The following is a 23,483-nucleotide window of genomic DNA, read 5'->3' as shown; positions in this document are numbered from 1 at the left end:
CGCCGGTCCGAAGACCGGGCGCGAACCGGGAGGCCGGGCGTCAGCTCGGGCGCCGGTGTCAGACGATGGCCCGGGTGTTGCCGCCGTCCGCGAGCAGCACCGTGCCCGTGACGAAGGCGGCCTGTTCGCTGGCGAGGAAGGCGACCAGGGCTCCCAGGTCCTCCGCGCGGCCGATGCGGCCGACGGGCAGGGAGGCGGCGACCTCGGCGAGGCGTTCCTCGACCTCGTCGCCGTACTGGACGTCGAGGATCGGGGTGCGGTGGAAGCCGGGCGCCAGCACGTTGACCGTGACCCCGGATGCGCCGAACGCGTCGACGAGGCCCTTGGCGAAGCCGAGGACGCCGAGCCGGGCCACCGAGGACAGTCCGCTGCCCGGATGCGGCCGGCGCACCGACTCGGAGGTGATCATCACGATCCGGCCCCAGCCGGCCTCCCGCAGCTGGGGGGCGGCGGCCAGCGACAGCGAGACGTGCGGCAGCAGGTTGTCGTTGACGGCCTCGCGGTACTCGGCGACCTCGAAGTCCTCGACGGGGCCGAAGGGAACACCTCCGGAGTTCGTCACCACGACGTGCAGCGCGCCGAACGTGTCGGCGGTCTCGCTCACCCATCCGGCGGCGGCGTCCTCGTCGCGCAGGTCCACCGACCGGCTGAGCACCCGGCCGGGGCCGCACGCGTCCACCTCCTTGTGGGCTGCGGCGAGCCGCTCGGGATCGCGGCCGCAGATCGACACGTCGGCGCCCTCCGCCGCGAGCACCTTGGCGACCGCGAGCCCGATACCGCTGCTGGAGGCCGCCACGAGCGCGGCTTTGCCGGCGAGTCCGAGGTTCACCAGAGCTCACCCGGCCAGAGGGGGGCGACGAAGCCTTGGCGGGCCGCCGTCTGTGAACTCGCCTTCGGGGACGGGGCGTCGGCCGTACGAGGGTATGCGGTGCCGCCCGCCGGAGTGGGCGGTGTGCCGGACCGGCGGGACGGTGCCACCGGGTAGCCGTACCGGCCGAGCAGCGGCAGCGCCGGGACCGTGGCCGCCGTGATGTCGGCCGGGGACAGGGCGGTGCGCCAGCGCTCGTCGGGGCGGATCTGGGTGACCCCGCGCCGCAGCCGGTCCGGGTTGCCGGTGACGGTGTGATTGACGCCGAGCGTGGCCCGGCCGGACTCGTCGACCGGGACCTCGTCGTCCAGGCCGGCGAAGCGCAGCACCTCGGCCACCGTCTGCCGGGGCCCGGCGCACAGGTCCTCGTGCCGGACGCGCAGGTAGCGGTCGCCCGCCGCCGTGCCGACGAGTTCGGAGGCGAGGTTGAAGGCCGTCCAGTAGCCGCTGGAGCGGGCCGGGGACATCGGGTCGATGTACTCCTTCGCGCTGCGGTACGACAGGGCGGTGGCCCTCGGGTCCCGCACGATGTGCAGCACCCGCACGTCGAGGTCGGACCGGCCCAGCAGGGCAGCGGCCTCCGCCGGGCACTTGGAGCCGTCCACCACCAGCCGGTCGGCGCCGCGGGCGGCGATCCGACGGTAGACGGCGGCCGACTGGTCGAGCAGCTCGGCGACCCCGGGCGCGGCGGGCCGCGTGCCGCGTGTCTCGGCGAGCCGGTCCCGGGTGTGCCGGGTGCGCATCAGCGCGCTCTGGAGACCCAGCATGCGGTGCGCGGTGGTCTCGGTGCCCCCGGCCGGCAGGTCGGTCAGCGCCTGCGACCACAGCGGGCACTCGGTCAGCGGCCGGCCGCAGCCGCAGCTGGAGTTGGTCCCGGTGCCGAGGACGCCGTTCTTCCACAGGAAGTGCAGCTCACCGATGTGCCGTACGCCGGGCAGCTCGTTGAGGACGTTGCCGAGCAGGGTGCTGCCGCTGCGCATCCACCCGGTGATGTAGAGGACACGGACAGGGCGGCGAGGAGGGCCGGACATGGGGTTCCCTTCGTCGGCTGGCGCAGGTCGGGGGTCAGTCGCGGGTCAGCAGCAGGAAGTGCTGGGGCAGGTGGACGGCGAGGCCGACGCGGCTGGTCGCCTCGACGACGTCGGAGCCGTCCGGGCCCTGGCCGCGCAGCAGCGCCAGCGAGGCGACGCCGGGCACCAGCAGGGTGACGGCGGCCCGGAAGTCGCCGAGCAGGACCTGGCCGCGCGGGATCATGCGGGTGCGGGAGACGGTGATGCCCGCCGCCCCCAGCTGGCCGAGGACGCCGGCGCGGACCAGCTCCCAGTAGGTGAAGGGGTGGACGACGATGCCGTCGCAGGAGCCGCCGGTCTCCTCCACCTCGGCGGCCGCCTCCGTGATCGACGCGTACACGTCGTCGCCGAGGGCGCCGTGGCGCGTGCCGGGCAGGTCGAGCAGACCGGTGATGGCCTTGTCGTCGCTGCCGTGCAGCAGGGTCTGGTTCTCCACCACGGACAGCCGCACGAGGACGCGGTAGTCGATGAAGGACGCGAGCAGCGCCGGCTCGTCGAGGAGCCCGGGGGGCAGCGGCACCCGCACCTTCAGGTCGGTCAGCTCGGCCTGCTGCAGACGGGAGGTGAAGGAGCCCTCCGGGGTGGTGCGGTACGACGTTCCGGAGGCGGCCAGGTGCGTGGCCGGCTCGTGCACGTACGGCACCGGGGCGTCGGCGACCGACGCCGTCTTCAGCAGGTGCCGTACGGCGTAGCGGGGCCGGGTCGCGAACAGCGGGAACACGGCCGGGAGATGGGCGCGGAACGGTATGACGCGATCCTCGTCGGCCGCGGCCCCGCGCACCGACCAGGCGAATTCCTCGCCCGGGCTGCGCTCGTCCAGGGACGGGTCGGCGAGGTTTATCCGGACGCCCTGCTGTACTGCCGAGGAAGCGGGTGCTGCCAGCATTTTTTCTCCCTGAGTAGCTACCTGAGTGGACCTGTACGTGCCGCTTGAACGGCCCTTGAGTGGGATCGATGCTAGGCCGTTGCCGGGTATTTCTGCGGAGCAATTCCACGCCCGTTTTTTATGGTCTGAATAAGACGCTGTAATTCCCGTTCGGGACGACTGCACACACCGCACATGAAGATCTCACACACATCCGGTGAGCTGCACCGTGGCCGCCGCGAACCGACCCCTCCTAGGCTGCGGTCAGCTCCAGAATTCCAACCGACAACGGGGTGAGGGAATGCGACACGACCTGCAGATAAATCGCCTGAGGGCATTGGTGGCCGTGGTCGAGCACGGCGGGTTCCGGCGGGCCGCGGAGGCCCTGCACATCACCCAGCCCGCGGTCAGCCAGCAGATCCGCCAGCTCAGCGGCCTCATCAAGAGCCCGGTCTTCGCCTCCACGGGGCGGGAGATGCGGCTCAGCCCGCACGGCGAGGAACTGTTGGAGTACGCCCGCCGGATGGTGGCGCTGAACGACGAGGTGGTCGCCCGGTTCGTGCCCGAGGCCGGCCGGGTGCTGCTGTCGGTCGGCGTGACCAGCCAGCTCGCGGAGGTCCTGCCGGAGTTCCTGCGCCGGGTCAACCGAGGGCTGCCCCAGGTGCAGCTGCGGGTCCGGACGGGGGTGAGCGAGGTGCTGGCCCAGCAGCTCGGCTCCGGTCAGCTCGACGCGGCGCTGCTGTTGCAGGCCGGCGCGCCGGACCCGGGCACGGACGCCCTGGAGCTGGGCAGGATGCGCATGGCCTGGTTCGGCCGGCCCGCCACCCGGGAGCGGGACACGCTCCCGCTGGCACTGTTCCCCGCCCCCTGCACCCTGCGCGGACTGGTCGGCGAGGTCCTGGACGACGCGGGCGTCCCCTGGCGCGTCGCCTACGAGGGGCCCGAGCTGATCGGCCTGCGCTCGGCCGCCAAGGCCGGCCTCGGCATGACCTGCCTGATCGCCAACGGCGACGAGCTGTGGGGGCTGGCCCGCACCGCGCATGCGGGGCTTCCGCAGCCGCCGGCCCCGCTGCCGGTGATCCTGGCGCTGGCCCCCGGCGCCGCCCCGGAGGGCTTCGCCCGGATCGCCGAGAAGGCGTTCCGGCAGGCGCTCCAGGGATATCCGCTCGCGCCCGCGGGCCCCGCGGAGACCCTCATTCCCACGGGCATGAGCAGCCACGCATAAGCAGCCGCGTTCACTCCCATTCGAGCCGGTCATGAAACCCGGCCGAACGGCGGAAAACCCAGGGATACAGTCCTTTCAGTTCCTTGCCCCATCAGATTCCATCACATGAGGAGAATTCCCATGTCCCAGACCCTGACGATCAACGAATGCCTCGAGTGCGACGCGGAGGTGCCCTGGGAGAACGACACCCGGGTCGGCGAAATTCTCGAGTGCCCGGAGTGCCGTACGGAATTGGAGGTCGAATCCGTCGAGCCGCCGCGCCTCATCCTCGCGCCCGAGGTGGAGGAGGACTGGGGCGAGTAAGCAGCCCCGGATCCGACACAGAGGCCAGAGGCCACAGGGACACAGGGGAAGGAGAAGCAGGCCATGAGTTCCGCGGCACCGCAGCTCGGCGTACTCGCCTCGCGAGTCCGCTTCGAGGAGAAACGCATCCTGGCAGCCCTGGAGAGGCGTGGCGCCGCGTGCGAGCAGATCGACCCCCGCGCGCTGTCGGTCCGGGCGGGCTCCGCCTGGACCGGCCCGCGCACCGTCCTCAACCGGGAGGTCGGCCACTACCGGGCGCTGTACGCGGCGAGCGCCCTGGAGTCGACGGGCACGAAGGTGCTCAACACCGCCGCCGCGGCGGCGGTGTGCGGCGACAAGTGGCAGACGTCGGCGGCGCTGGTCGCCCGCGGCCTGCCGACCCCCGAGACCACCCTCGCGCTGACCCCGGAGGCGGCGCTCGAAGCCCTGGAGCAGCTCGGCTACCCGGCCGTGATCAAACCCCTGGTCGGCTCCTGGGGTCGCCTGGTGACCCGGGTGACCGACCCCGCGATGGCCACGGCCGTCCTGGAGCACCTGGCGGCGCTGCCCTCCCCCCAGTCGCACATCGTCTACGTACAGCGCGAGGTCGCCAAGGCCGACCGGGACATCCGGGTTCTCGTGGTCGGCGGACGGGCGGTCGGGGCGACGTACCGGCGCAGCGATCAGTGGCGTACGAACGTCGCCCGCGGCGCGGTCAGCGAGCGCTGTCCGCTCGATGCCGGCCTCACCGAACTCGCGGTGGCCGCCGCGGACACCGTCGGCGCGCACATCGCCGGCGTGGACCTGCTCCAGGACCCCGACGGCCGGCTCACCGTGCTCGAGGTCAACGACCGGGTCGAGTTCCGGGGCCTGCAACAGAGCCATGGGACGGACATCGACGCGGCGGACGCCATCGCCGCCCTGCTGATCAAGGAGGCACAGGCATGATCCGGGCAGCCGTCGTCGGCGCGGCCGGCTACATCGGCGGGGAACTGCTCCGCCTGCTGGTCAACCACCCCCAGGTGGAGGTCGTCGACGCCGTCTCGCGCACCCTGCGCGGGCGGCCGGTCGACAGCGTCCATCCCAACCTGCGCGGCCGCACCCGGCTGACGTTCTCGTCGTACGACCAACTCGGCCACTGCGACGTGCTGTTCCTGGCCACCCCGCACCGGGAGACCATGCAGCGGATGCCCGAGTACCTCGACTCGGCGCGCGTCGTCATCGACCTGTCCGGAGACTTCCGGCTGCGCGACACCGAGGTCTACGAGGACTACTACGGCACCCCGCACGAGACACCCGCTCTGATCGACACGTTCACCCCGGGCATCCCCGAGTTCCACCGCGAGCGGCTGCGCAGCGCCGACCGGATCTCCGTGCCCGGCTGTATGGCCACCGCCGGACTGCTCTCCCTGGTCCCGCTGGCCCGCGCCGGGCTGGTGCGGGGCGACATCACAGTGGACGCCCGTACCGGATCCAGCGGCTCCGGCGCCAAAGCCGGCTCCGAGAACCTGCACGCCGAACGCAGCGGCGCCCTACGGGTGTTCGCGCCCACCCGGCACCGGCACGAGGCCGAGATCGCGCAGGCGACCGGGCACACCATCCACATGACGGCCACCGGCGTCGAGGCGGTGCGCGGAGTGCAGCTGCTGTGCCGGGCGGCGCTGGCCGACGGGGTCGACGAGCGCGCCATCCGCGCCACCTACCGCTCCTGGTACGGCGACGAGCCGTTCGTGCGGATCGTCGCCGCCCGGCGCGGCATGCACCGCTTCCCCGACGCCAAGATCCTTTCCGGCTCCAACTTCTGCGACGTCGGCTTCGCGCTGGACCGCGGGGCCTCCACCGTCACCGTGATCGCGGCCCTGGACAACCTCGTCAAGGGCGGCGCGGGCAACGCCGTGCAGTGCATGAACGTCCGCTTCGGCGAACCGGAGGAGCGCGGCCTGGAGTTCACCGGGCTGCATCCCAACTGACCCCTTGACCCGCCCCCCTACGCCTCCGGCGTCCACTCGCCACCGCACCCGCCGAAAGGACAAGGCATGAGCAGCCCGCCCCTGCTGCGCGGCACCCTGCCGCCGGCCGCACCGACCGCCGACCGCCCCACCGGCCCCTCAGGGGCCGAGGCACACCGCGGCGGAGCCGAACTGTCCGAGGCCACCACCCGGATCAGGGAGCACATCGTGACGATGTGCTCGTCCGCCGAGGGCGGTCACCTGGGCGGCTCGATGTCCCTGGTGGAGATCCTGGCCGTGCTCTACTTCCGGGTGCTGCGCCACGACCCCCGCTTCCCGGGGCAGCCAGACCGCGACATCCTGCTGCTCAGCAAGGGCCACGGGGGCATCGGCCTGTTCGCGACGCTGTGCGAGGCCGGTTACTTCCCGACCGAGGAGCTGCAGGCGTACGCCAGGCCGGGCAGCCACTTCACGGCTCACCCGCACCCCGGGATCCCCGGTGTGGAGATGCCCTCTGGATCCCTCGGCCACGGACTGGCCGTCGGCGTCGGGCACGCGCTGGGGCACAGGCTGGAGGGCTCCGAGCGCCGCTGCTTCGTCGTCATGGGCGACGGGGAGCTCCAGGAGGGCTCGGTGTGGGAGGCCGCCTCGGTCGCCTCCGCGCAGCGGCTCGGCCACCTCACCGCGATCGTGGACCGCAACGGCCTGCAGATCAGCGGCCCCACCGAGTCCGTAGGCGCGCTCGAACCGCTGTCCGACCGCTGGCGTGCCTTCGGCTGGCGGGTGCTGGAGGCCGACGGCCACGACATCGAGGCACTGACCGATGCCCTGTCCCTGCCGCCGGACCCCGAGCGCCCCACCGTCCTGATCGCGCATACCGTCAAGGGCAAGGGCGTCCCCCAGATCGAGGGCAAGGCCCGCAGCCACTACGCCCGCCTCGGCCGCCGCCAGCAGCTCCAGCTCCTGAAGGCCCTGCGCGCGGACGCGGAGGCCCGCCGATGACCACCGCCACGGCCCCCACCGCGCGCCGAGCCGCCCCCGCCGAGCGTTCCGCTCGTGAGGTCTATCGCGACACCGTCGCCGAACTCCTCCCCCGTGAGGAGCGGTTGGTGGTCCTGGACAGTGACACCGGGCTGTTCGGCGGGGTCGACTTCGGGGACGGCGCGGAACGGTACCTGAATCTCGGGATCGCCGAGCACACCCTGATGGGTGCCGCGGCCGGGCTCGCCCGTGAGGGGCGGATCGCGGTGGTCAACACGATGGCCGCGTTCGCCGCGTCCCGGGCCCTGGAGGCGGTGAAGCTCGACATCGCGCTGGGCGAGCTGCCGGTGGTGATCGCGGCCACCCACTCCGGGGTGTCGGCCGGGCACCTCGGCCCCACGCACCACGCCCTGGAGGACCTGGCGTCGATGCGGGTGCTGCCTCACATGACCGTGGTCGTGCCCGGCGACCCCGCCCAGACCGCCGAACTCCTGTGCCAGGCCCTCGCGCTGGGCGGCCCGGTCTACCTCCGCCTCGGCCGGGGCGCCACCCCCGCCCTGCCGGCCGATGCCGGGCCGCCGCGCCTCGGCAAAGCCCAGATTCTGCGCCGAGGCGGCGACATCACGTTCGCCGCCTGCGGCCCCTACCCGGTCCTGGCGGCCCTGGAGGCGGCCGAACTCCTCGCCGCGGACGGCATCTCGGCGAACGTCCTGCACCTGCACACCGTCAAACCGCTCGACACTCCGGCGCTGCTCGACTCGCTGGGCGACCAGCGGCATCTGATCACGGTGGAGGAGCACTGGGCGGCGGGCGGGTTCGGCTCCGCGGTCGCCGAGGAACTGGGCGCGCTGCCGGTCCGGGTCCACCGGGTCGCGATGCCGGACGCCTTCGTGCCGGTCGCCGGCAGCCAGCGCCAGCTTCTCGAACAGGGCGGTGTCAGCGCCCAGTCCATCGCCGCCCGCGCCCGCCGGGCGCTCGGCAACTCCGGGGGAGGCACCCGATGACCACGACAGCACAGCGACCGTCGAACGCCCCGGCAGAGCTCGGCGACGAGTGGCGCGCGGCCGGCTTCTGGCGCGACGAGACGATCCTGCACGACCTGCGCCGCTGGGCCGCCGAGCGCCCCGCCAAACCCGCCCTGGTCTGCTACTCCGGCACCGACGCGCAGACCGTGACGTACGCCGAACTCGCCCGCCGGGTCGACCGGCTCGCGGTCGGGCTGCTCCGGCTCGGCGTGCGGCGCGGCGACGTGGTGACGCTGCAACTGCCCAACTCCTGGGAGCTGGTGGCGCTGTGCCTGGCCGCCGCGCGGGTCGGCGCGGTCGCCGGTCCCGTCGTTCCGACGATGCGCCGCCGCGAGGTGGAGTTCATGACCCGGCTCACCGCCAGCCCGGTCTACATCGCCGCCGCCGAGTTCCGGGGCTTCTCCTACGACGAGATGAGCGCCGAGGTCGGGAAGGCCGTGCCCACCCTGCGCCACCGGGTGCTGCTCGGCGGCGACGGCCGGGAGGGCGGCCACCTCACCGACGGCGCCCTGGACTTCACCCGCGATCTGTACGCCCCCACGCCCGACCCGGATCTGCTCGCCTCCCTCGACTGCCTGGAGGCCGGGCCGGACGACGCCGGGCAGATCATGTTCACCTCCGGCACGACCGGGGAGCCCAAGGGCGTCGTGCACAGCCACAACACCCTGTACGCGATGAACAAGGCGCAGGCCGACGTCCTCGGCCTCGCCGACGACGAGATCACCGCGATGGGCTCGCCGACCACCCATCAGGCGGGTTTCACCTGGAACTTGGTGATGCCGCTACTGCTCGGCGCGACCGCGGTGCAGGTGGACCGGTGGGACGCGGACCGGATGCTGCGCATCCTCCAGGAGCAGCGGGTGACGTTCTTCATGGGGGCGCCCACCTTCCTGTCCGACCTGATCGACGCCCAGCGCCGCACCCCCCACGACCTGTCCGCTCTGCGCAGCTTCGCCACCGGCAGCGCGCCGATCGCGCCGCTGCTGGTGGAGGACGCCGACGCGCTGCTCGGCTGCCGGGTGTACGCGCTGTGGGGCATGACGGAGAACGGCTGCGTGACCGTCACCCGGCCCGAACAGCCGCCGCTGCGGGCCGCCGAGAGCGACGGCACCGCGGTCCCCGGCATGGAGATCCGCGTCACCGCCAAGGACGGCACTCCCGTACGCCCCGGGGAGAACGGCCGTCTCCAGGTGCGCGGCGCCGCCCAGTGCCTCGGCTACTTCCGGCGGCAGGAGGTCTACGACGCCTCGGTGACCTCCGACGGCTGGTTCGACACCGGCGACCTGGCCCGGGACGACGGCCACGGTGGCATCCGCATCGTGGGCCGGGTCAAGGACATGATCATGCGCGGTGCCGAGAACATCCCGGTCGTCGAGGTCGAGGGCGCGCTGCTGCGGCACCCTGCGATCAAGGACGTCGCGGTGGTCGGCTACCCGGACGAGCGGCTCGGCGAGCGCGCCTGCGCCTTCCTGGTCACCACCGGCCCGGTCCTCGGCCTGCCCGACCTCCAGGAGCACCTGGCCGGGCTCGGCATGGCCAAGACGTACTGGCCGGAACGGGTGGAACTACTGCCGGCGCTGCCGCGCACCCCTTCCGGAAAGATCCAGAAATTCGCCCTGCGCGACCAGTTGCGCACGCCGGGCCGCTCCGTCCCTTCCGGCCCCGCCGCCTGACGCCCGCCGCGAGAAGGAAGCACCTCCATGGACTTCACGTACACCCCGGCGCAGAACGAACTGGCCAAGCGGGTCGCCGAGTTCGCCGCAGAGAAGATCGCCCCGCACCGCCAGGAGCAGGACCGCGCCGGCACCTACCGCCCGGACCTGATCGCGGACATGGCCGCCGTGGACCTGTTCGCCCTGCGCATCCCGGAACAGTACGGCGGCCTCGGCCTCGACGTGGTCAGCGCGGGCATCGCGCTGGAGCGGCTGGCCGCGGCCGATCTCGCGGTCTGCTTCCCGGTGCTCAACGCCGCGCTCGTCGGAGGTGTCCTCGCCGACAACGGCACCCCGGAGCAACGGGCGGCCTGGCTGCCGCCGATCGCCCGCGGCGAGGCCGTCGTCGCCCTCGCGCTGACCGAGCCCGACCACGGCACGGACGCGGCGGGCATCCGGATGAGCGCCGAGGCGGACGGTGACGGCTGGGTGCTGACCGGCGAGAAGACCTCGATCATGATCGCCGCGCACGCCACCCACGCGCTGGTCTTCGCCCGCACCGGCGGGGACGGCCCGCGCGGCATCAGCGCCTTCTACATCCCGCTGGACGACGCGCGGATACACCGGGAGCGGCTGACCGATCTGGGCTGCAGGGCCGGCGGCAGGGGCCGTATCGTCCTCGACGGGGTGCGGATCGGCCGCGGTGAGCTGGTCGGTGAACCGGGCGGCGGCTTCGCAGCCGTGATGCGCGGCTTCGGGGTTTCGCGGGCGTACATCGCGCTGATGGCGATCGCGGTGGGCAACGCCGCCCTGGACGAGGCGTACGCCCACGCCACCCGGCGGACCGCCTTCGGGCAGCCCCTCGGCCGGTTCCAGTCGGTGGCGTTCCCGCTCGTGGAGCACACCACCCTGCTGCACGCCGCGCGCCTGGTCGCCTACGAGGCTCTGTGCACGGCGGACCGGGGCGAGGATCCCCGCATCCCGTCGAACATGGCCAAGTGGTGGGCGCCCAAGGCCGCCGTGGAGGCCACCCACCAGGCGCTGCTGACCATGGGGCACCTGGGCTGGAGCGAGGACGGGCCGGTCGCCCAGCGGCTGCGGGACGTCATCGGCCTCCAGCTCGCCGACGGCACGGCGGCGGCGACCAAGCTGACGGTGGCGCGCCTCGTCCTGGGCAGGGAGTACGCGCCGTGACGGGCGTCCTGCCGCGCTCAGCCGTTCGCCGTGTCGGCCTTCAGGCCCTGCCGGTACACCTGCATCTTGGAGCGGGTGCCGCACACCGCCATGGAGCACCAGCGGCCGGAGCGGTTGCGGGCACGGTCGTAGAAGGCCCATGCGCAGCGATGATCATGGCAGGACTTCAGCCGCTGCCAGGTGCCCTCCTTGGCCGCCTCGACGACGATCCCGAGGATCTGCCCGAACACGCCCTGGGGGCCCGTGCGGGTGGGCCGCAGGGCGGGCAGGCCCTCGTCGTCGAAGCCGAGGACCAGCGGGGAGTGCTCGGCGACGCGCTCGACGACGGCGCGGGCCGCCGGGTCGGGGGCACCGCCGTTGTTCTCCCGCAGCAACGCCCGCAGGGCCTCGCGCAGTTCGACCGCCCGCCTGCGGTCGGCCTCGGTGACACCGTCGGCGGCGCCGGGCGGACCGTACTCCTCAAGCCAGCGCGTGATCCCCCCGACGGTGGCGAACTCGTCCGGTCCGAACTCCACGTTGAGGCTGTTGACGAAGGACTGCACCAGGGCGAGAGGACCGGGCGCGACCTCGCGGTTCCCCGGTTGCCGCACCCGCGGTCGTCCTGTCGGCGTTCTCGACGCCGTGGCCTGCGCCGGCATTGCGTTCATGTCGCAGACCTTACCGGTCACCTGCGTTGACCGGTATCCATCTCCACCGCTCCGTCCTCACCTCCGTATCTCCCCCCACGAAAGGAATCCCATGTCCGGGAACACCGGCGGGCGACCGCCGCTCCTTCTGCTGTGCGCCGCACAGTTCATGCTCGCCCTCGACTTCGCCATCGTGAACGTCGCCCTTGGCGGCATGCAGCGCGACCTCGGCTTCACCGACAGCGGACTGCAGTGGGTCGTGGGCGCCTACGCGCTCTTCTACGGCGGGTTCCTGCTGCTCGGCGGCCGGGCCGGGGACGTCATCGGCCGCAAGCGGCTGTTCGTCGCCGGGCTCACCGTCTTCACCCTCGCCTCGCTCGTCGGCGGCCTCGCCACCGCCCCGTTCGTCCTGGTCGCCGCCCGTGCGCTGCAGGGTCTGTCGGCCGCGGCGGTCTCCCCGGCCGTCCTGGCGCTGATCGCCGCCGGGTTCCCGGAGGGCAAGGAGCGTGTGAAGGCGATGGGCGTCTTCGGCGCTGTCTCCTCCGCCGGCTTCTCCGTCGGTGTCGCGGCCGGCGGTCTGCTCACCGAGTACATCAGCTGGCGCGCGGTGATGCTGGTCAACCTGCCGGTCGGCATCGTCCTGGTCGCGCTCGCGGCGCGGAAGCTCGTCGCCGACCACGACCAGACCCGTGGCACGCGTCTCGACGTGCCGGGGGCGGTCCTCGTCACCTCCGCGATGTGCGCGTTCAGCTACGGCCTGACCGTCGCCTCGGACAAGGGCTGGGGCGCGACACCGGTCATCGTCTCCCTGGTGGCCGGCGCCGTGCTGCTGATCGCCTTCCTGGTGGTACAGACCCGGGTCTCCGCGCCGCTCGTGCCGCTGTCGATCTTCCGCAACCGCAGCCTGTCCTCCGGTAACGCGATCGCGTTCCTGTCGGGCGGTGTGATGTCGGTGTCCACCTTCTTCATCACCCTCTACCTGCAGCAGGTGCTCCACTACTCCTCCGTCAAGACCGGACTCGCCTTCTTCCCGCAGGCGTTCGTGGTGTTCCTCGCCAGCGTCCCGGTGATCCGCCTGACCGAGAAGCTGGGCGCGCGCAACACGCTGACCCTCGGTGGTGTGTTCCTCGCCGCGGGCGGGGCGCTGCTCGCGCAGGTAACGGCGGACAGCTCGTACCTGCTGGTGGTGCTGCCCGGCGGTGTCCTGCTCGGCCTGGGTGTGACGGTCATGATGATCACCACGGCCGTCGCCGCGACCAGCGGGGTCAGCGGTCCGCAGATGGGTCTCGCCTCCGGCCTGTACAACTCCGGCCGCCAGCTGGGCGTGGGCCTGTGCCTCGCCCTGGGCGTGGCGCTCGCCGGCATCGCGCACGGCGCGGTCCGGGCCATCCCGATCGACGGCTTCCGCGCGGCGTTCTGGTTCACCGCCGCGCTCTCCGTCGGCATCGTCGCGGTCTCGACCCTCGGCCTGCGCGGCACGGCGGTCGCCACGGCAGCCCGCCCGCAGACCGACGCGGCCCCGGGCACGGAACCCCTGGGCACCCCGGCCGACGCGCCGGTGGCGGCCCAGTAGTCCACCGGCGGTTCGCCGCCGTCCCCCGCGCGCGGCCGGCCCTCGCTCCCCCGGAGGGCCGGCCGCCGCGCCCATCCGGTACACGCGTGCGGAGAGGATCAGGAAAGAGCCATGACTCACATACTCGTCGCGGGCGGCGGCATCGGCGGACTGGCGGTCGCGCTCGGCCAGGCCCGCAGCGGACATCGGGTGACGGTGCTGGAGAGCCGCCCGGAGTTCAGCGAGATCGGCGCCGGAATCCAGCTGGCACCCAACGCCTTCCACGCGCTGGACGCCCTCGGTGTCCGCGACGCCGTGGCCGACCGCGCCGACTTCATCGACGAACTCCGCTTCATGGACGGTACGACCGGACGCCGGGTCGCCGCGATGCCGCTGACCGGCGGCTACCGCACCCGCTTCGGCAACCCCTACGCCGTCGTACACCGCGCCGACCTGCACCGTGCCCTGCTCGACGGCTGCCGGGACTCCGGCGTGGAGCTGATGGCCGGTCAGCGCGTGACCCGCTACGAGCACTCCGACGGCCACGTGACCGCGACGACCGCCACCGGCGACCGCTTCCGCGGCCAGGCGCTCATCGGCGCCGACGGCCTGCGTTCCGCCGTGCGCGAGCAGCTCGTCGGCGACGGCGCACCGCGCGTCTCCGGCCACACCATCTACCGCTCCGTCATCCCGATGTCCGAGGTCCCCGAGCAGCTGCGGACCCGGGCCGTGACCCTGTGGGCGGGCCCGAAGTGGCACTTCGTGCACTATCCCATCGGCGCCGGCGCCTACCTCAACCTCGCCGCCACCCGCGACGACGGCGCCGTCCACGAGATCACCGGAACGCCCGCCCCCCGCGAGCGGGTCCTCGCCGAGTTCGACGAACTGTCCGACGCCGCACGCCAGGTGCTGCGGCTCGGCCGGGACTGGCGGATCTGGGTGCTGTGCGACCGCGACCCGGTCGCAACCTGGGTGGACCGCCGGGTGGCACTGGCCGGCGACGCCGCACACCCGATGCTCCAGTACGCCGCCCAGGGCGCCTGCACGGCCCTGGAGGACGCGGTGGTGCTCGCCGCGCTGCTGCGCTGCGACCCGGCCGACGTCTCCCAGCGTCTGGAAAAGTACAACGGCGTACGGCGCGAGCGCACCGCCCGCACCACGCTCACCGCCCGCTGGATGGGCAGCGAGCTGTACCACGCGGCCGGTGCCCGCGCCGCCGAGCGCGACGCGCTGCTCGCCTCGCACTCCGCCGAGGACCTGTACGACGTGGTGTCCTGGCTGCACGGCGCCACCGACTTCACAACCGTTTGACGCACGCGGAAGGCAGATGCCCGTATGGCCGCCCAGCACGACGACGCCGAAATGCTGCACTTTCCCACCGAGGAGGACCTGGAGAACTGGCTCGAAGAACATCACGCGCTGTCGAGCGGGGTGTGGCTGAAAATCGCGAAGAAGGGCTCCGGAATCCCCTCGGTCAATTCCCCCCAGGCCCTCGACGTGGCCCTGTGCTATGGCTGGATCCCGGGCCAGCGCAAATCGCTGGACGAGCGTTTCTTCCTGCAGAAGCTCACTCCGCGACGGCCGCGCAGCGTGTGGTCGATGGTCAACATCCGCAAGGTCGAGGCGCTGATCGAAGCCGGGCGGATGCGCGAGCCGGGCCTGGCCGAGATCCGGGCCGCGCAGGCCGACGGACGCTGGGCCGCCGCCTACGAATCACAGGCCCTCGCCGAAGTGCCGGAGGATCTGGCGGCGGCGCTGGGCGAACGGCCGGGCGCCGCCGAGCGGTTCGAACGGCTCGACCGCACCAAGCGCTACGGCCTCATGCTGCCGCTCCTCAAGGCGGTCGGCGAGCAGAGCCGGGCCGCCCAGCTGAAGAAGATCATGCAGAAGCTGGAGTCCGCCGAGAGCTGAAGCCCCTCGAAAAGCGGCCACCCGAAAAGCCGTCGCCCGGCTCCACGCAGCGGGCGGCGGCTTCTCGTTTCCATAAAGAATCCGTCACCGCACATCCCCGGCTTCCGGAATTACGGACACTATTCTTCCCGCATGACTCTTCACGTACGCCATTGGGGCACGGGCGACCACGTCGCCGTACTCGTCCATGGAATGCTGAGCAACGGGGAATGCTGGTGGGAAATCGGCCCGGCGCTGGCCGAGCGCGGCTATCGGGTGGTGGCCGTGGATCTCCCCGGCCACGGCCTCTCCCCCGCCGCCCCCGACGCCGGCCTGGACGGCTTCGTCACCGCTCTCCTGAAGTCCGTACCGGCCGCTCCGGCGCTTGCCATCGGCCACTCGATGGGGGCTTTCGTGCTCGCCTCCGCCCTGGACCGGCTGGCCCCCGAGCGGGTGGTGTACGTCGACACGCCCTTCGGCCCCAGCCGGGCCGACTTCGACCCCCCGACGCTCACCGCGGCGTACACCAAGGCCAAGGAGCGCCGTACGCTCGATGCCCTCGACCGGCACGAACCCGGCTGGCAGCAGCGGGACCGGGTCGTCGAGGCGCGGGCGGCCGAGCAGTTCGACGTGGCCACCTCGGTGAGCCTGCTCGCCTCGGTGGCCGGGACGGACTTCGCCCCGCCGGAGCACGTCCCCTCGCTGATGATCCGCCCCGAGCCCAGCCGCTTCGTCCCGCCGGCGGCGGTCGAGCAGCTGACGGCCCGGGGCGTACAGGTGCGGTCGGTCGAGGGAGCCGGGCACATCACCTGGTACGGCCACCACGCGGAGTTCATGACGGCGCTCGACGGCTGGCTTGCGGCGCCACTGCCGAAGGCCGCCTGAAGCGCCCCGGTACGCCCTCCCCTGTACGCCCAGAGCCCCACCGGTCGAACCGGCGGGGCTCTGTGATGTCCTGTCCGGTCAGGCGGCGGTTGCCGGGACCCGGTCCGCGACCAGGGCCGCCATCCTCGCCACGGACGGCTCGTCGAAGAGGTCGACGATCTCGATGTCCACCACGAACCGCTTGCGCACCAGGTCGGTCAGCCGGGCGGCGCGCAGCGAATCCCCGCCCAGTTCGAAGAAGTTGTCCCGCACGCCCACGCCGTCGAGTTCCAGCACCTCGGTCCACAGCCTGAGCAGCACCTCCTCCAGTTTCCCGGCGGGGGCCTGGTACGGGGTGTCGAGCTCGGGGCGCGAGCGCGGCGGCTCGGGCAGGGCGGCCCGGTCGATCTTGCCGTTGACGCTGAGGGGCAGCCCGCCGATGACGTACACGGCCGGGACCATGAACGACGGCAGCCGCTGGGACAGCCCGCGACGGATGTCGCGCACCGACGGCACGGTCCCCTGGCTGGGCTCGACGTAGGCGGTCAGCTGGACGTCGCCCTGCCCGTCCTGACGGGCGAGTACGGCGGCCTGGTCGACCCCCGGCAGGGTGGTGAGGACGACCTCTATCTCACCGAGGTGAACCCGGTTGCCGCGCACCTTGACCTGGTTGTCGGTGCGGCCGACGATCTCGATGCTGCCGTCCGGCCAGTACCGGGCCAGGTCTCCGGTGCGGTACATCACGGGGTGGCGGGCGGGGTCGATCGGGTTTCGGATCCACTTCTCCGCGGTGGCCTCCGGACGGCCCAGGTAGCCGGCCGAGAGGCTGACGCCGGCGATGCACAGCTCGCCGACGAGGCCCGGCGGCAGCGGGCGCAGCTCCTCGTCGAGGACGTACGTGGTGACGTTGGTGGTGGGGCGGCCGATCGGCGGCAGCCGGCGAGCCCTGCCCTGAGCGCCCAGTCGCTCGCCGAGTTCGGTGATGTCGCAGCTGGCGACGACGGTGGCCTCCGCCGAGCCGTAGAGGTTGACCAGCCGGAACGGCAGGCCGGCCGGGGGCCAGGACTGGATGCGCTCGCCGCACACCCGGATGTTCTCGAGCGGGGTGTCCTCGGGCCACTCCAGGCGCCACAGCCGCTCGGCCATCGGCTTCATCAGCAGGGTGGTGGTGATGCCCTCGCGCAGGAACCACTCCTGGAGGCGGTGCTCGGAGGAGACCACCGACACGTCGGGAATGTGCACGGTCCCGCCGCGGGCGAGGACGGGGAAGCATTCGACCTCGATCATCCCGTAGCCGGGGGCGGCGAGCCAGGTGCCCTGGGAGGCGGCGGTCATCCCGCACAGTTCGGCCATGCTGTGGATCAGGTTGCGGGCGGCGCCGAAGCGGACCATGACGGCCTTGGGGGCGCCGGTGGAGCCGGAGGTGTAACAGATGTGGATCAGGTCGTCCGCGTCGACCGGCTCGCTCACCTCGGTGTCCGGCTCGGTGCGCCAGTCGTCGGTGTCCAGGGCGATCACCGGGGCGAGGCCGCTGACCTTGTCCGCATGGGCGGCGAGCGTCAGTACGACGGCGGCGGAGGCGTCCTTGATCATGTAGCGGACGCGGTCGGCGGGGAAGTCGCTGTCGAGCAGGATCGCCGCGCAGGCCAGCTTGAAGCAGGCCAGCTGGGCGACCAGGCTCTCCGCGCCGCGCGGGAAGCAGACGCCGACCCGGTCGCCGGGACGCACGCCCCGGGCGGCGAGCCGGTGCGCCAACTGGTTGGCCTGGCCGTCGAGTTCGCGGTACGTGAGCCGGGTACCGGGAAGGATCACCGCGAGCGCGTCGGGGGAGCGGCGCGCGTGCTCGGCGACCAGTTCGTGGAAGTACTCCGGGCCCACCGGCCCCTCGGTGTCGTTCCACTCCACCAGGGTGCGGTGCAGCTCCTCGTCGGTCAGCAGCGCGATGTCCCGGACGGTGCCGTCCGCGTCGGCCGCCAGCGCGGCGAGGATCCGCTCCAGGTGGCGGGCGTACTGGTCGGCGGCCTCGGCGTCGAACTCGTCGCTGTCCAGGGCGAGTTCCAGGCCGTCGCCGGTCGTGGAGAGGGTCAGCGCGGCGAGCGCCGCCGACGCGGGCCCGGTCGTGTCGACGGCGGCGTGCGCCGGCCGTCCGGTGCCGCCCACCTCCGCGACGGGGGCCCCGGGTGCGGCGCGCAGGAGATCCCCGGCAGTGGTCGGTCCGTCGACGCGGAGTGCGACCGTCTCGGTGACGCCCGGCTGCCGGCGGCGGCCTATCAGCAGGTCGGTCTCTCCCGTGTACGTGTGCACGAGTGCCGCCAGGGCGGCCGTCGCGTACACCTCGGACCGCTCGGCGACGACCGCGGGGGCGTCGATGGCACGCCGGTGCAGCGCGCCGCTCCGCGCGCCGTCCAGGACGCGCGCCAGGGGCAGGGACGAACTCGTGGTGACAGCCACGGCATTGGTTCCTCTCGAGTGTTGTTCCGGGTGGACTGCAGGGGGTGTGCTCAGGCGGCGGAGGCCCGGCGGGTGTCGATCGCCGCGGCCAGGTCGTCGACCATGCGGGCCGTGGTCGACCAGTCCACGCACGCGTCGGTGACGCTCTGGCCGTACACGAGGCGGTCGGTGCGGCCGAGTCGGAGGTCCTGGCGGCCCGCGGTGAGGAAGCTCTCGATCATGACGCCGGCGATCCCCTGCTCACCCGCGGCGATCCGGCGGGCGATGTCGGCGATGACGAGCGGCTGCCGCTCGTGGTCCTTGTTGCTGTTGCCGTGGCTGGCGTCGACGATCAGCCGCTGCGGCAGACCGGCGGCGTCCAGTTCCTCCAACGCGGCGGCGACCTGCGCGGGACCGTAGTTGGGGCCGTCGGCACCACCGCGCAGCACCACATGGCCGTCGGGGTTGCCCTGGGTCGCGACGACGGCCGCCCGGCCGTCACCGTCGATGCCCGGGTGGACATGGGCACGGGAGGAGGCGACGACGGCGTCCACCGCGTCCCGGACCCCGCCGTCGGTCGTGTTCTTGAACCCGATCGGCATACCAAGGCCGCTGCAGAACTGGCGGTGGACCTGGCTCTGCACCGTACGCGCCCCGATGGCCCCCCAGGCGACCGCGTCGGCCAGGTACGGCGGGACCAGCGGGTCCAGGAACTCGCAGGCCACGGGCAGTCCCATGCCGGCGATCTGGGCCATCAGGCCGCGGGCGAGCCCGAGCCCGCCGGGCAGGTCGTGCGAACCGTCCAGGCCGGGGTCGCTGAGCAGCCCCTTCCAGCCGACCCGGGTACGCGGCTTCTCCACGTACACCCGCATGACGACGATCAGCTGATCCCGGGTCTCCGCGGCGAGCGCGGACAGCCGCTCGGCGTATCCGAGGGCGGCGTCCGGGTCGTGCACGGAACAGGGGCCGGTGATGACGACCATGCGGTCGTCATGGCCCGCCAGCACCCGGCCGATGTCGCGGCGGGCCAGCGCGGTGGTCTTCTTCGCGAGGGCGGACAGGGGGATCCGCGCACGCAGCGCGTCCGGGCTGGGCAGCACCTGCGGGGGCGCGGGCGCCGGGACGGCGGGGGCGTTCGGGGCGATGCTCGCGGTACGAAAGGGAGTCATGGACGTGATCCGTTTCCTTGGGCGAAAGGTGCGGAGGGGGCTGTGAAGGCCGTGCGGGGCGGCGGAGCCGGTCTGGTGCCGCGGGGGGCCGGGTCACTCAGACGCCGTCGGCCGTGAGGACCGCGGCGGAGAAGGTGAAGCCCATGCCGGTGCCGATCACGAGGACGCGGTCGCCGGGCGTCAGCAGGTCGTTCCTGAGCAGGTGATCGAGGCCGTACATCTGGTCGCAGGGGCCGAGGTGGCCGATGGTCAGGCCGAGTTCGTGCACGGTGTTGCGAGGGGTGATGCCGAGCGGCCGTACGAAGCTCTCGCGGTACAGGGTCCGGCCGACGAACGGAGTCAGGAACCAGTCGATCTCGTCGGCGGTGATGCCGGCCTCGTCCAGCGCGCGTCCGACCACCTGCCGGGTGCAGTCGGCGACGCGGGTGTGCACGCCCCTGAGCGTGACCTCGCCGGACGCCAGGAACTCACGCGTCCTGCGCCGCATGTCGGGCTGCCCCTCGGGCACCGTACGGAACGGCTCGGCGCCCCGGGACAGTCCTTCCAGGACGGTGTCGGTCCGGCTCACCAGTGAGCGCAGCCGCAGCCGCCCGGTGTCACGGGTGACGACCCCGGCGGCGGCGCCGTCGCCGAAGACCATGCCGGGGGAGGTGTGGAAGCGGTCGGTGGGCGGGGCGAACCGGTCGGCCAGGGTGATCAGCACGGACGGCACGTCCGGGCGGGCGATGAGCGTGGAGGCGGCGACGTCGAGCGCGGCCAGGGAGCCGTTGGACCAGGCGTTGACCGTCGTCGGCGTGTTGTCGACGTGCTCGCCCAGCAGCTCCCGGGCGATCCAGCAGGCGGCGGGCCACAGGTCGATGCCCTGGAAGTGGCCGTGGCTGTGCAGCAACAGGGTGTCGGTGTCGACACGCGCTCCCTTCTCCGCCGCTTCCTTGACGGCCTGCCGGGCCGCGGTCACCGCCATCTCGGGCGGCGCCTGGGTGGCCCGCGCGTAACTGACCATGCCGGTGCTCTCGGCGGCCTCGGCCGAGTAGCGGCCGTCGGCGACCGCCGCGGCCACCGGCTCGAACGCGCCGAGGGTTCCTCCGGTGCCGGCGATCCAGATGTTGTCGAAGCGCATCGGACGGTTCCTTCCACAGTGGGGCGGCGGGACAAGGGGTGCTGCTACCACCAAAAACGCTATGCCGGTATCGAGGCAGGGACAACGGCCCCCCGATTAGCGCCCGTTACCTCACCGAGCAGCTCCGCGATCAGCTCCCCCAGCAGTTCGGGACCGCGCCGCGTCAGCACCGACGCGGGGTGGAACTGGACGGAGGCGAAACCGGGCCCGCGCAACGCGTGCACCTCGCCGTCCGCCTCGCGGAACACCCGCACCGGACCGGCCCGTTCGGGGCACTCGACGAGGTCCTGGGCGCTGCGCGCGGCGAAGGTGTTGTAGAAGCCCACGGGCTCACCGCGCCCGAAGCAGTCGATCGTGCGCTGCACCCCCTGGCTGGGCACGCTGTGACGCACCAGCGGAAGCCCGAGCAGCGTGCTGAGCACCTGGTGCCCGAGGCAGACCGAGAAGAACGGGATACCGTCCCGCAGCAGCCGCGAGGTCACCCCGCACAGCCGGGCGATCTTCGGGTCGGCCGTCTCCCGGGGGTCACCCGGACCGGGCCCGACGATCACCAAGTCATAGTTGTCGAGCGGGAGGTCGTCGTCGTGGCGGCGTACGTCGACGTACGGCCCGTACGCCTGGAGCAGATGGCGCGCCATATGCGTGAAGGTGTCCTCGGCGTCGATCACCAGGATCCGGCGCCCGGACAGCGCGGCCGACGGCCGGGACCGCTCGCGCGGGTCCTCGAACCAGAAGCCGGCCAGCGGCCGGTTGCGCTCGGCCAGCGCCGCCCGCACCGCCGGATGCGCGGCCAGCGGCTCCGGCCGGCCCGCGGCGGACCCCGGCCGCGCGCCGACCGGTGCCCGCAGCGCCTCGATCAGCCCGGCCGCCTTGGCCCGGGTCTCCGCGGCCTCCGCCACCGGGTCGGAGTCGCGGACCAGGGTGGCGCCCACCGGGATCCGGACCCGCCCCGACGCGTCGATCTCCGCCGTACGGATGAGGATGGCCGAGTCCATCCGCCGGGACCCCGAGGCGTCCCTGCCGATCAGGGCCGCGACCCCCGCGTAGTGACCACGCCCCTCCGGCTCGTGACGGCTGATCACCTCGCAGGCGCTCTCGATGGGGCCGCCGGTGACGGTCGGCGCGAGCAGCGTCTCGCGCAGGATCTCCCGTACGTCCAGGGAGCTGTGGCCCTCGATGAGGTATTCGGTGTGGGCGAGCCGGTCCATCTCCTTCAGGAACGGCCCGGTGACCTGTCCGCCCAGGTCGCAGACCCGGCCCATCATCTTCAGTTCCTCGTCGAGGACCATGTACAGCTCGTTGGCCTCCTTGGGGTCGGCGAGGAAGGCCAACACCTCCTCCGGGACGGGCCCGCCCGGCGGATAGCGGTACGTGCCGCTGATCGGGTTCATGACGACCCGGCCGGAGTCCAGGCTCACATGGCGCTCCGGCGAGGCGCCGACGAAGGTGCGCTCCCCGGTGTGCACGACGAACGACCAGTGGCTGCCCGGGGCGCGGCCGGCCAGCCGGCGGAAGAACGACAGCGCGGTCCGCGCCGACCAGCCCTCGATCCGCGCCGTGAAGGACCGCCGGAGCACGAAGTTGGCCCCCGCGCCCCGCCCGATCTCCTCGGCGAGCACCCGGCGCACCCGGGCGGCGTACTCCTCGTCGTCGGCGTCGAAGCGGCCCTCGTCCATGGCGATCGGCACGTCCGGCAGTTGTTCGAGGACGTCCCCCAGCGGCAGCACCGCCTGGTCGTCCACGGCCAGGGCGATCAGCGGCGCCCCGTCGTCGGCACAAGCGAATCCGCGCTCGCGGATCTGCCGGTACGGCAACAGCGCGAGCACCTCGTGCCGCTCGCCGGCCGGCTCGTCCGCACGGGGGTCCGCGAGCGGGATCTGCGAGATCAGCTCGTGTACGGCGACCCGCCCGGTCAGCACGTCGATCCGGTCGGGCCCCGTCGCACCGGGCCGGTGCAGCAGCGCGAACGGAGGCGGGTCGGCACCGAGGACGCGCTCGAGGACCGGGTGCGCGGTCATGACCGTCCCCCAGCCATCGCTGCCCCTGCCGTCCCGGCCATCGTGCCCATCGCGGCCAGCACGGACCGCGTCGGCAAGGTGACCGAGCAGCGGCCCGCGACGTACTCCAGCGTCTCCCGGTGCCGCCGGGCGGAGAAGTCGGCGATCGCGTCGCTCACCACGAAGGTCTGGATGTCCTGCGAGAAGCCCTCGTGGGCGGTCATGAGGATGCCGACATGGGCGTACACCCCGCAGATCACCAGCTGGTCGCGGCCGGTGCGGCGCAGCATGCCCAGCAGATCGGTGCGGCAGAACGCGCTCGGCCGCCACTTGGTGAACACCTCGTCACCGGGGCCCGGGGCGATCCGCTCGGGGATGGCGCGGTGCTCCTCGTCCGCGCTCATCCCAGCGCCCCAGAAGTCCTTGAGCAGCCCGCGCTGCTCGTCGTTCATGCCGCCCGGCTGGGCGGTGTACACCACGGGCGCACCGGCCGCCGCGAACGACCCGCGCAGGGCCTCGGTGTGGTCGAGCAGATCCGTCAGCGGCTGCCGGCCGGTGTCCGGGCCGCCGTACCCGAAGGGGCTGAGGAAGTAGTTCTGCAGATCGTGGACGAGCAGCACCGCACGGGCGGGATCGACCGTCCACGAGGCGGTGTTGCGCGGGAGTTCGTCCTCCGTCGGCATCGGATAGGGATCGATGAGAGGGATCGCCATGGTGGCTCCAG

The 23,483-nt window shown here is 72.7% G+C and carries 21 protein-coding genes; 12 read left to right on the top strand and 9 right to left on the bottom strand.

Annotated elements, in window-relative coordinates; genetic code table 11:
* Positions 1-58: 58 nt before the first annotated feature.
* The 3 genes from ACIBK3_RS27765 to ACIBK3_RS27755 are packed head-to-tail and all read right to left on the bottom strand — an operon-like array spanning position 59 to position 2,824.
* Positions 59-829, bottom strand: a complete 771-nt coding sequence (locus tag ACIBK3_RS27765; RefSeq protein WP_399369857.1) for an SDR family NAD(P)-dependent oxidoreductase — start codon at positions 827-829, stop codon at positions 59-61.
* Positions 826-1,899 carry a sulfotransferase gene (locus tag ACIBK3_RS27760; RefSeq protein WP_399369855.1) on the bottom strand — a complete coding sequence of 358 codons (1,074 nt, stop codon included), beginning with the start codon at positions 1,897-1,899 and terminating at the stop codon, positions 826-828. The genes ACIBK3_RS27765 and ACIBK3_RS27760 overlap by 4 nt, the downstream gene beginning before the upstream one ends.
* A 34-nt stretch (positions 1,900-1,933) precedes the next feature.
* Complete coding sequence (locus ACIBK3_RS27755) at positions 1,934-2,824, bottom strand: family 3 encapsulin nanocompartment shell protein (protein WP_399369853.1); 891 nt, start codon at positions 2,822-2,824, stop codon at positions 1,934-1,936.
* A gap of 280 nt (positions 2,825-3,104) precedes the next feature.
* Here ACIBK3_RS27755 and ACIBK3_RS27750 point away from each other — a divergent pair, with 280 nt between their 5' ends.
* The 8 genes from ACIBK3_RS27750 to ACIBK3_RS27715 all read left to right on the top strand — a co-directional run bounded on the left by ACIBK3_RS27750 (position 3,105) and on the right by ACIBK3_RS27715 (position 11,111).
* Positions 3,105-4,028, top strand: a complete 924-nt coding sequence (locus ACIBK3_RS27750) for a LysR substrate-binding domain-containing protein (RefSeq protein WP_399369851.1) — start codon at positions 3,105-3,107, stop codon at positions 4,026-4,028.
* Positions 4,029-4,148: 120 nt separating this feature from the next.
* Positions 4,149-4,331, top strand: a complete 183-nt coding sequence (locus ACIBK3_RS27745) for a lysine biosynthesis protein LysW (RefSeq protein WP_399369849.1) — start codon at positions 4,149-4,151, stop codon at positions 4,329-4,331.
* A 63-nt stretch (positions 4,332-4,394) separates the two neighbouring features.
* Positions 4,395-5,258, top strand: a complete 864-nt coding sequence (locus ACIBK3_RS27740; protein WP_399369847.1) for a RimK family alpha-L-glutamate ligase — start codon at positions 4,395-4,397, stop codon at positions 5,256-5,258.
* Positions 5,255-6,280, top strand: coding sequence for an N-acetyl-gamma-glutamyl-phosphate reductase (gene argC, locus ACIBK3_RS27735; RefSeq protein ID WP_399369845.1), 1,026 nt, complete (start codon positions 5,255-5,257; stop codon positions 6,278-6,280). Before ACIBK3_RS27740 ends, argC begins: the two co-directional genes overlap by 4 nt.
* Positions 6,281-6,346: 66 nt before the next feature.
* Complete coding sequence (locus tag ACIBK3_RS27730; RefSeq protein WP_399369843.1) at positions 6,347-7,261, top strand: transketolase; 915 nt, start codon at positions 6,347-6,349, stop codon at positions 7,259-7,261.
* Positions 7,258-8,244, top strand: coding sequence for a transketolase family protein (locus tag ACIBK3_RS27725; RefSeq protein ID WP_399369841.1), 987 nt, complete (start codon positions 7,258-7,260; stop codon positions 8,242-8,244). Before ACIBK3_RS27730 ends, ACIBK3_RS27725 begins: the two co-directional genes overlap by 4 nt.
* Positions 8,241-9,938 (top strand): AMP-binding protein, encoded by a 1,698-nt coding sequence (locus ACIBK3_RS27720; protein ID WP_399369839.1) that lies wholly within the window; start codon positions 8,241-8,243, stop codon positions 9,936-9,938. The genes ACIBK3_RS27725 and ACIBK3_RS27720 overlap by 4 nt, the downstream gene beginning before the upstream one ends.
* Before the next feature lie 27 nt (positions 9,939-9,965).
* Positions 9,966-11,111: an acyl-CoA dehydrogenase family protein gene (locus tag ACIBK3_RS27715; protein WP_399369837.1), complete on the top strand. Its 1,146-nt coding sequence runs from the start codon at positions 9,966-9,968 to the stop codon at positions 11,109-11,111.
* A 17-nt stretch (positions 11,112-11,128) separates the two neighbouring features.
* Here the strand turns inward: ACIBK3_RS27715 and ACIBK3_RS27710 are convergent, their stop codons facing one another.
* A complete protein-coding gene (locus ACIBK3_RS27710) occupies positions 11,129-11,758 on the bottom strand; it encodes a CGNR zinc finger domain-containing protein (RefSeq protein WP_399369835.1) in 630 nt (209 codons plus the stop codon).
* A 91-nt stretch (positions 11,759-11,849) separates the two neighbouring features.
* Between ACIBK3_RS27710 and ACIBK3_RS27705 the strand changes: the two genes are divergently transcribed.
* The 4 genes from ACIBK3_RS27705 (at position 11,850) to ACIBK3_RS27690 (ending at position 16,064) form a co-directional block, all read left to right on the top strand.
* Complete coding sequence (locus ACIBK3_RS27705) at positions 11,850-13,310, top strand: MFS transporter (protein WP_399369833.1); 1,461 nt, start codon at positions 11,850-11,852, stop codon at positions 13,308-13,310.
* Positions 13,311-13,421: 111 nt separating this feature from the next.
* Entirely contained in the window at positions 13,422-14,600 is a 1,179-nt protein-coding gene (locus ACIBK3_RS27700) for a 3-hydroxybenzoate 6-monooxygenase (protein ID WP_399369831.1), read from the top strand.
* 24 nt (positions 14,601-14,624) lie between these two features.
* Positions 14,625-15,200: a YdeI family protein gene (locus ACIBK3_RS27695; protein WP_399369829.1), complete on the top strand. Its 576-nt coding sequence runs from the start codon at positions 14,625-14,627 to the stop codon at positions 15,198-15,200.
* 132 nt (positions 15,201-15,332) lie between these two features.
* On the top strand, positions 15,333-16,064 hold the full coding sequence (locus ACIBK3_RS27690) for an alpha/beta fold hydrolase (RefSeq protein WP_399369827.1): 732 nt from the start codon (positions 15,333-15,335) through the stop codon (positions 16,062-16,064).
* A gap of 78 nt (positions 16,065-16,142) precedes the next feature.
* On the opposite strand, the gene ACIBK3_RS27685 is transcribed toward ACIBK3_RS27690, so the two are convergent.
* The 5 genes from ACIBK3_RS27685 to ACIBK3_RS27665 all read right to left on the bottom strand — a co-directional run bounded on the left by ACIBK3_RS27685 (position 16,143) and on the right by ACIBK3_RS27665 (position 23,472).
* Positions 16,143-18,494 carry an amino acid adenylation domain-containing protein gene (locus ACIBK3_RS27685; protein WP_399369825.1) on the bottom strand — a complete coding sequence of 784 codons (2,352 nt, stop codon included), beginning with the start codon at positions 18,492-18,494 and terminating at the stop codon, positions 16,143-16,145.
* Positions 18,495-18,544: 50 nt separating this feature from the next.
* Positions 18,545-19,642: a 3-deoxy-7-phosphoheptulonate synthase gene (locus ACIBK3_RS27680; RefSeq protein ID WP_399369823.1), complete on the bottom strand. Its 1,098-nt coding sequence runs from the start codon at positions 19,640-19,642 to the stop codon at positions 18,545-18,547.
* A gap of 97 nt (positions 19,643-19,739) precedes the next feature.
* Positions 19,740-20,762 (bottom strand): ketoacyl-ACP synthase III family protein, encoded by a 1,023-nt coding sequence (locus ACIBK3_RS27675; RefSeq protein WP_399369821.1) that lies wholly within the window; start codon positions 20,760-20,762, stop codon positions 19,740-19,742.
* Positions 20,763-20,821: 59 nt separating this feature from the next.
* Entirely contained in the window at positions 20,822-22,780 is a 1,959-nt protein-coding gene (locus ACIBK3_RS27670; protein WP_399369819.1) for an anthranilate synthase family protein, read from the bottom strand.
* Positions 22,777-23,472, bottom strand: coding sequence for an isochorismatase family protein (locus ACIBK3_RS27665; protein WP_399369817.1), 696 nt, complete (start codon positions 23,470-23,472; stop codon positions 22,777-22,779). Before ACIBK3_RS27665 ends, ACIBK3_RS27670 begins: the two co-directional genes overlap by 4 nt.
* Between the last annotated feature and the right edge of the window lie 11 nt (positions 23,473-23,483).

Origin of the sequence: Streptomyces sp. NPDC050287 (genome assembly GCF_044459385.1) — a bacterium.
GTDB lineage: Bacteria > Actinomycetota > Actinomycetes > Streptomycetales > Streptomycetaceae > Streptomyces.
This window is presented reverse-complemented; position numbering and strand designations above follow the sequence as displayed.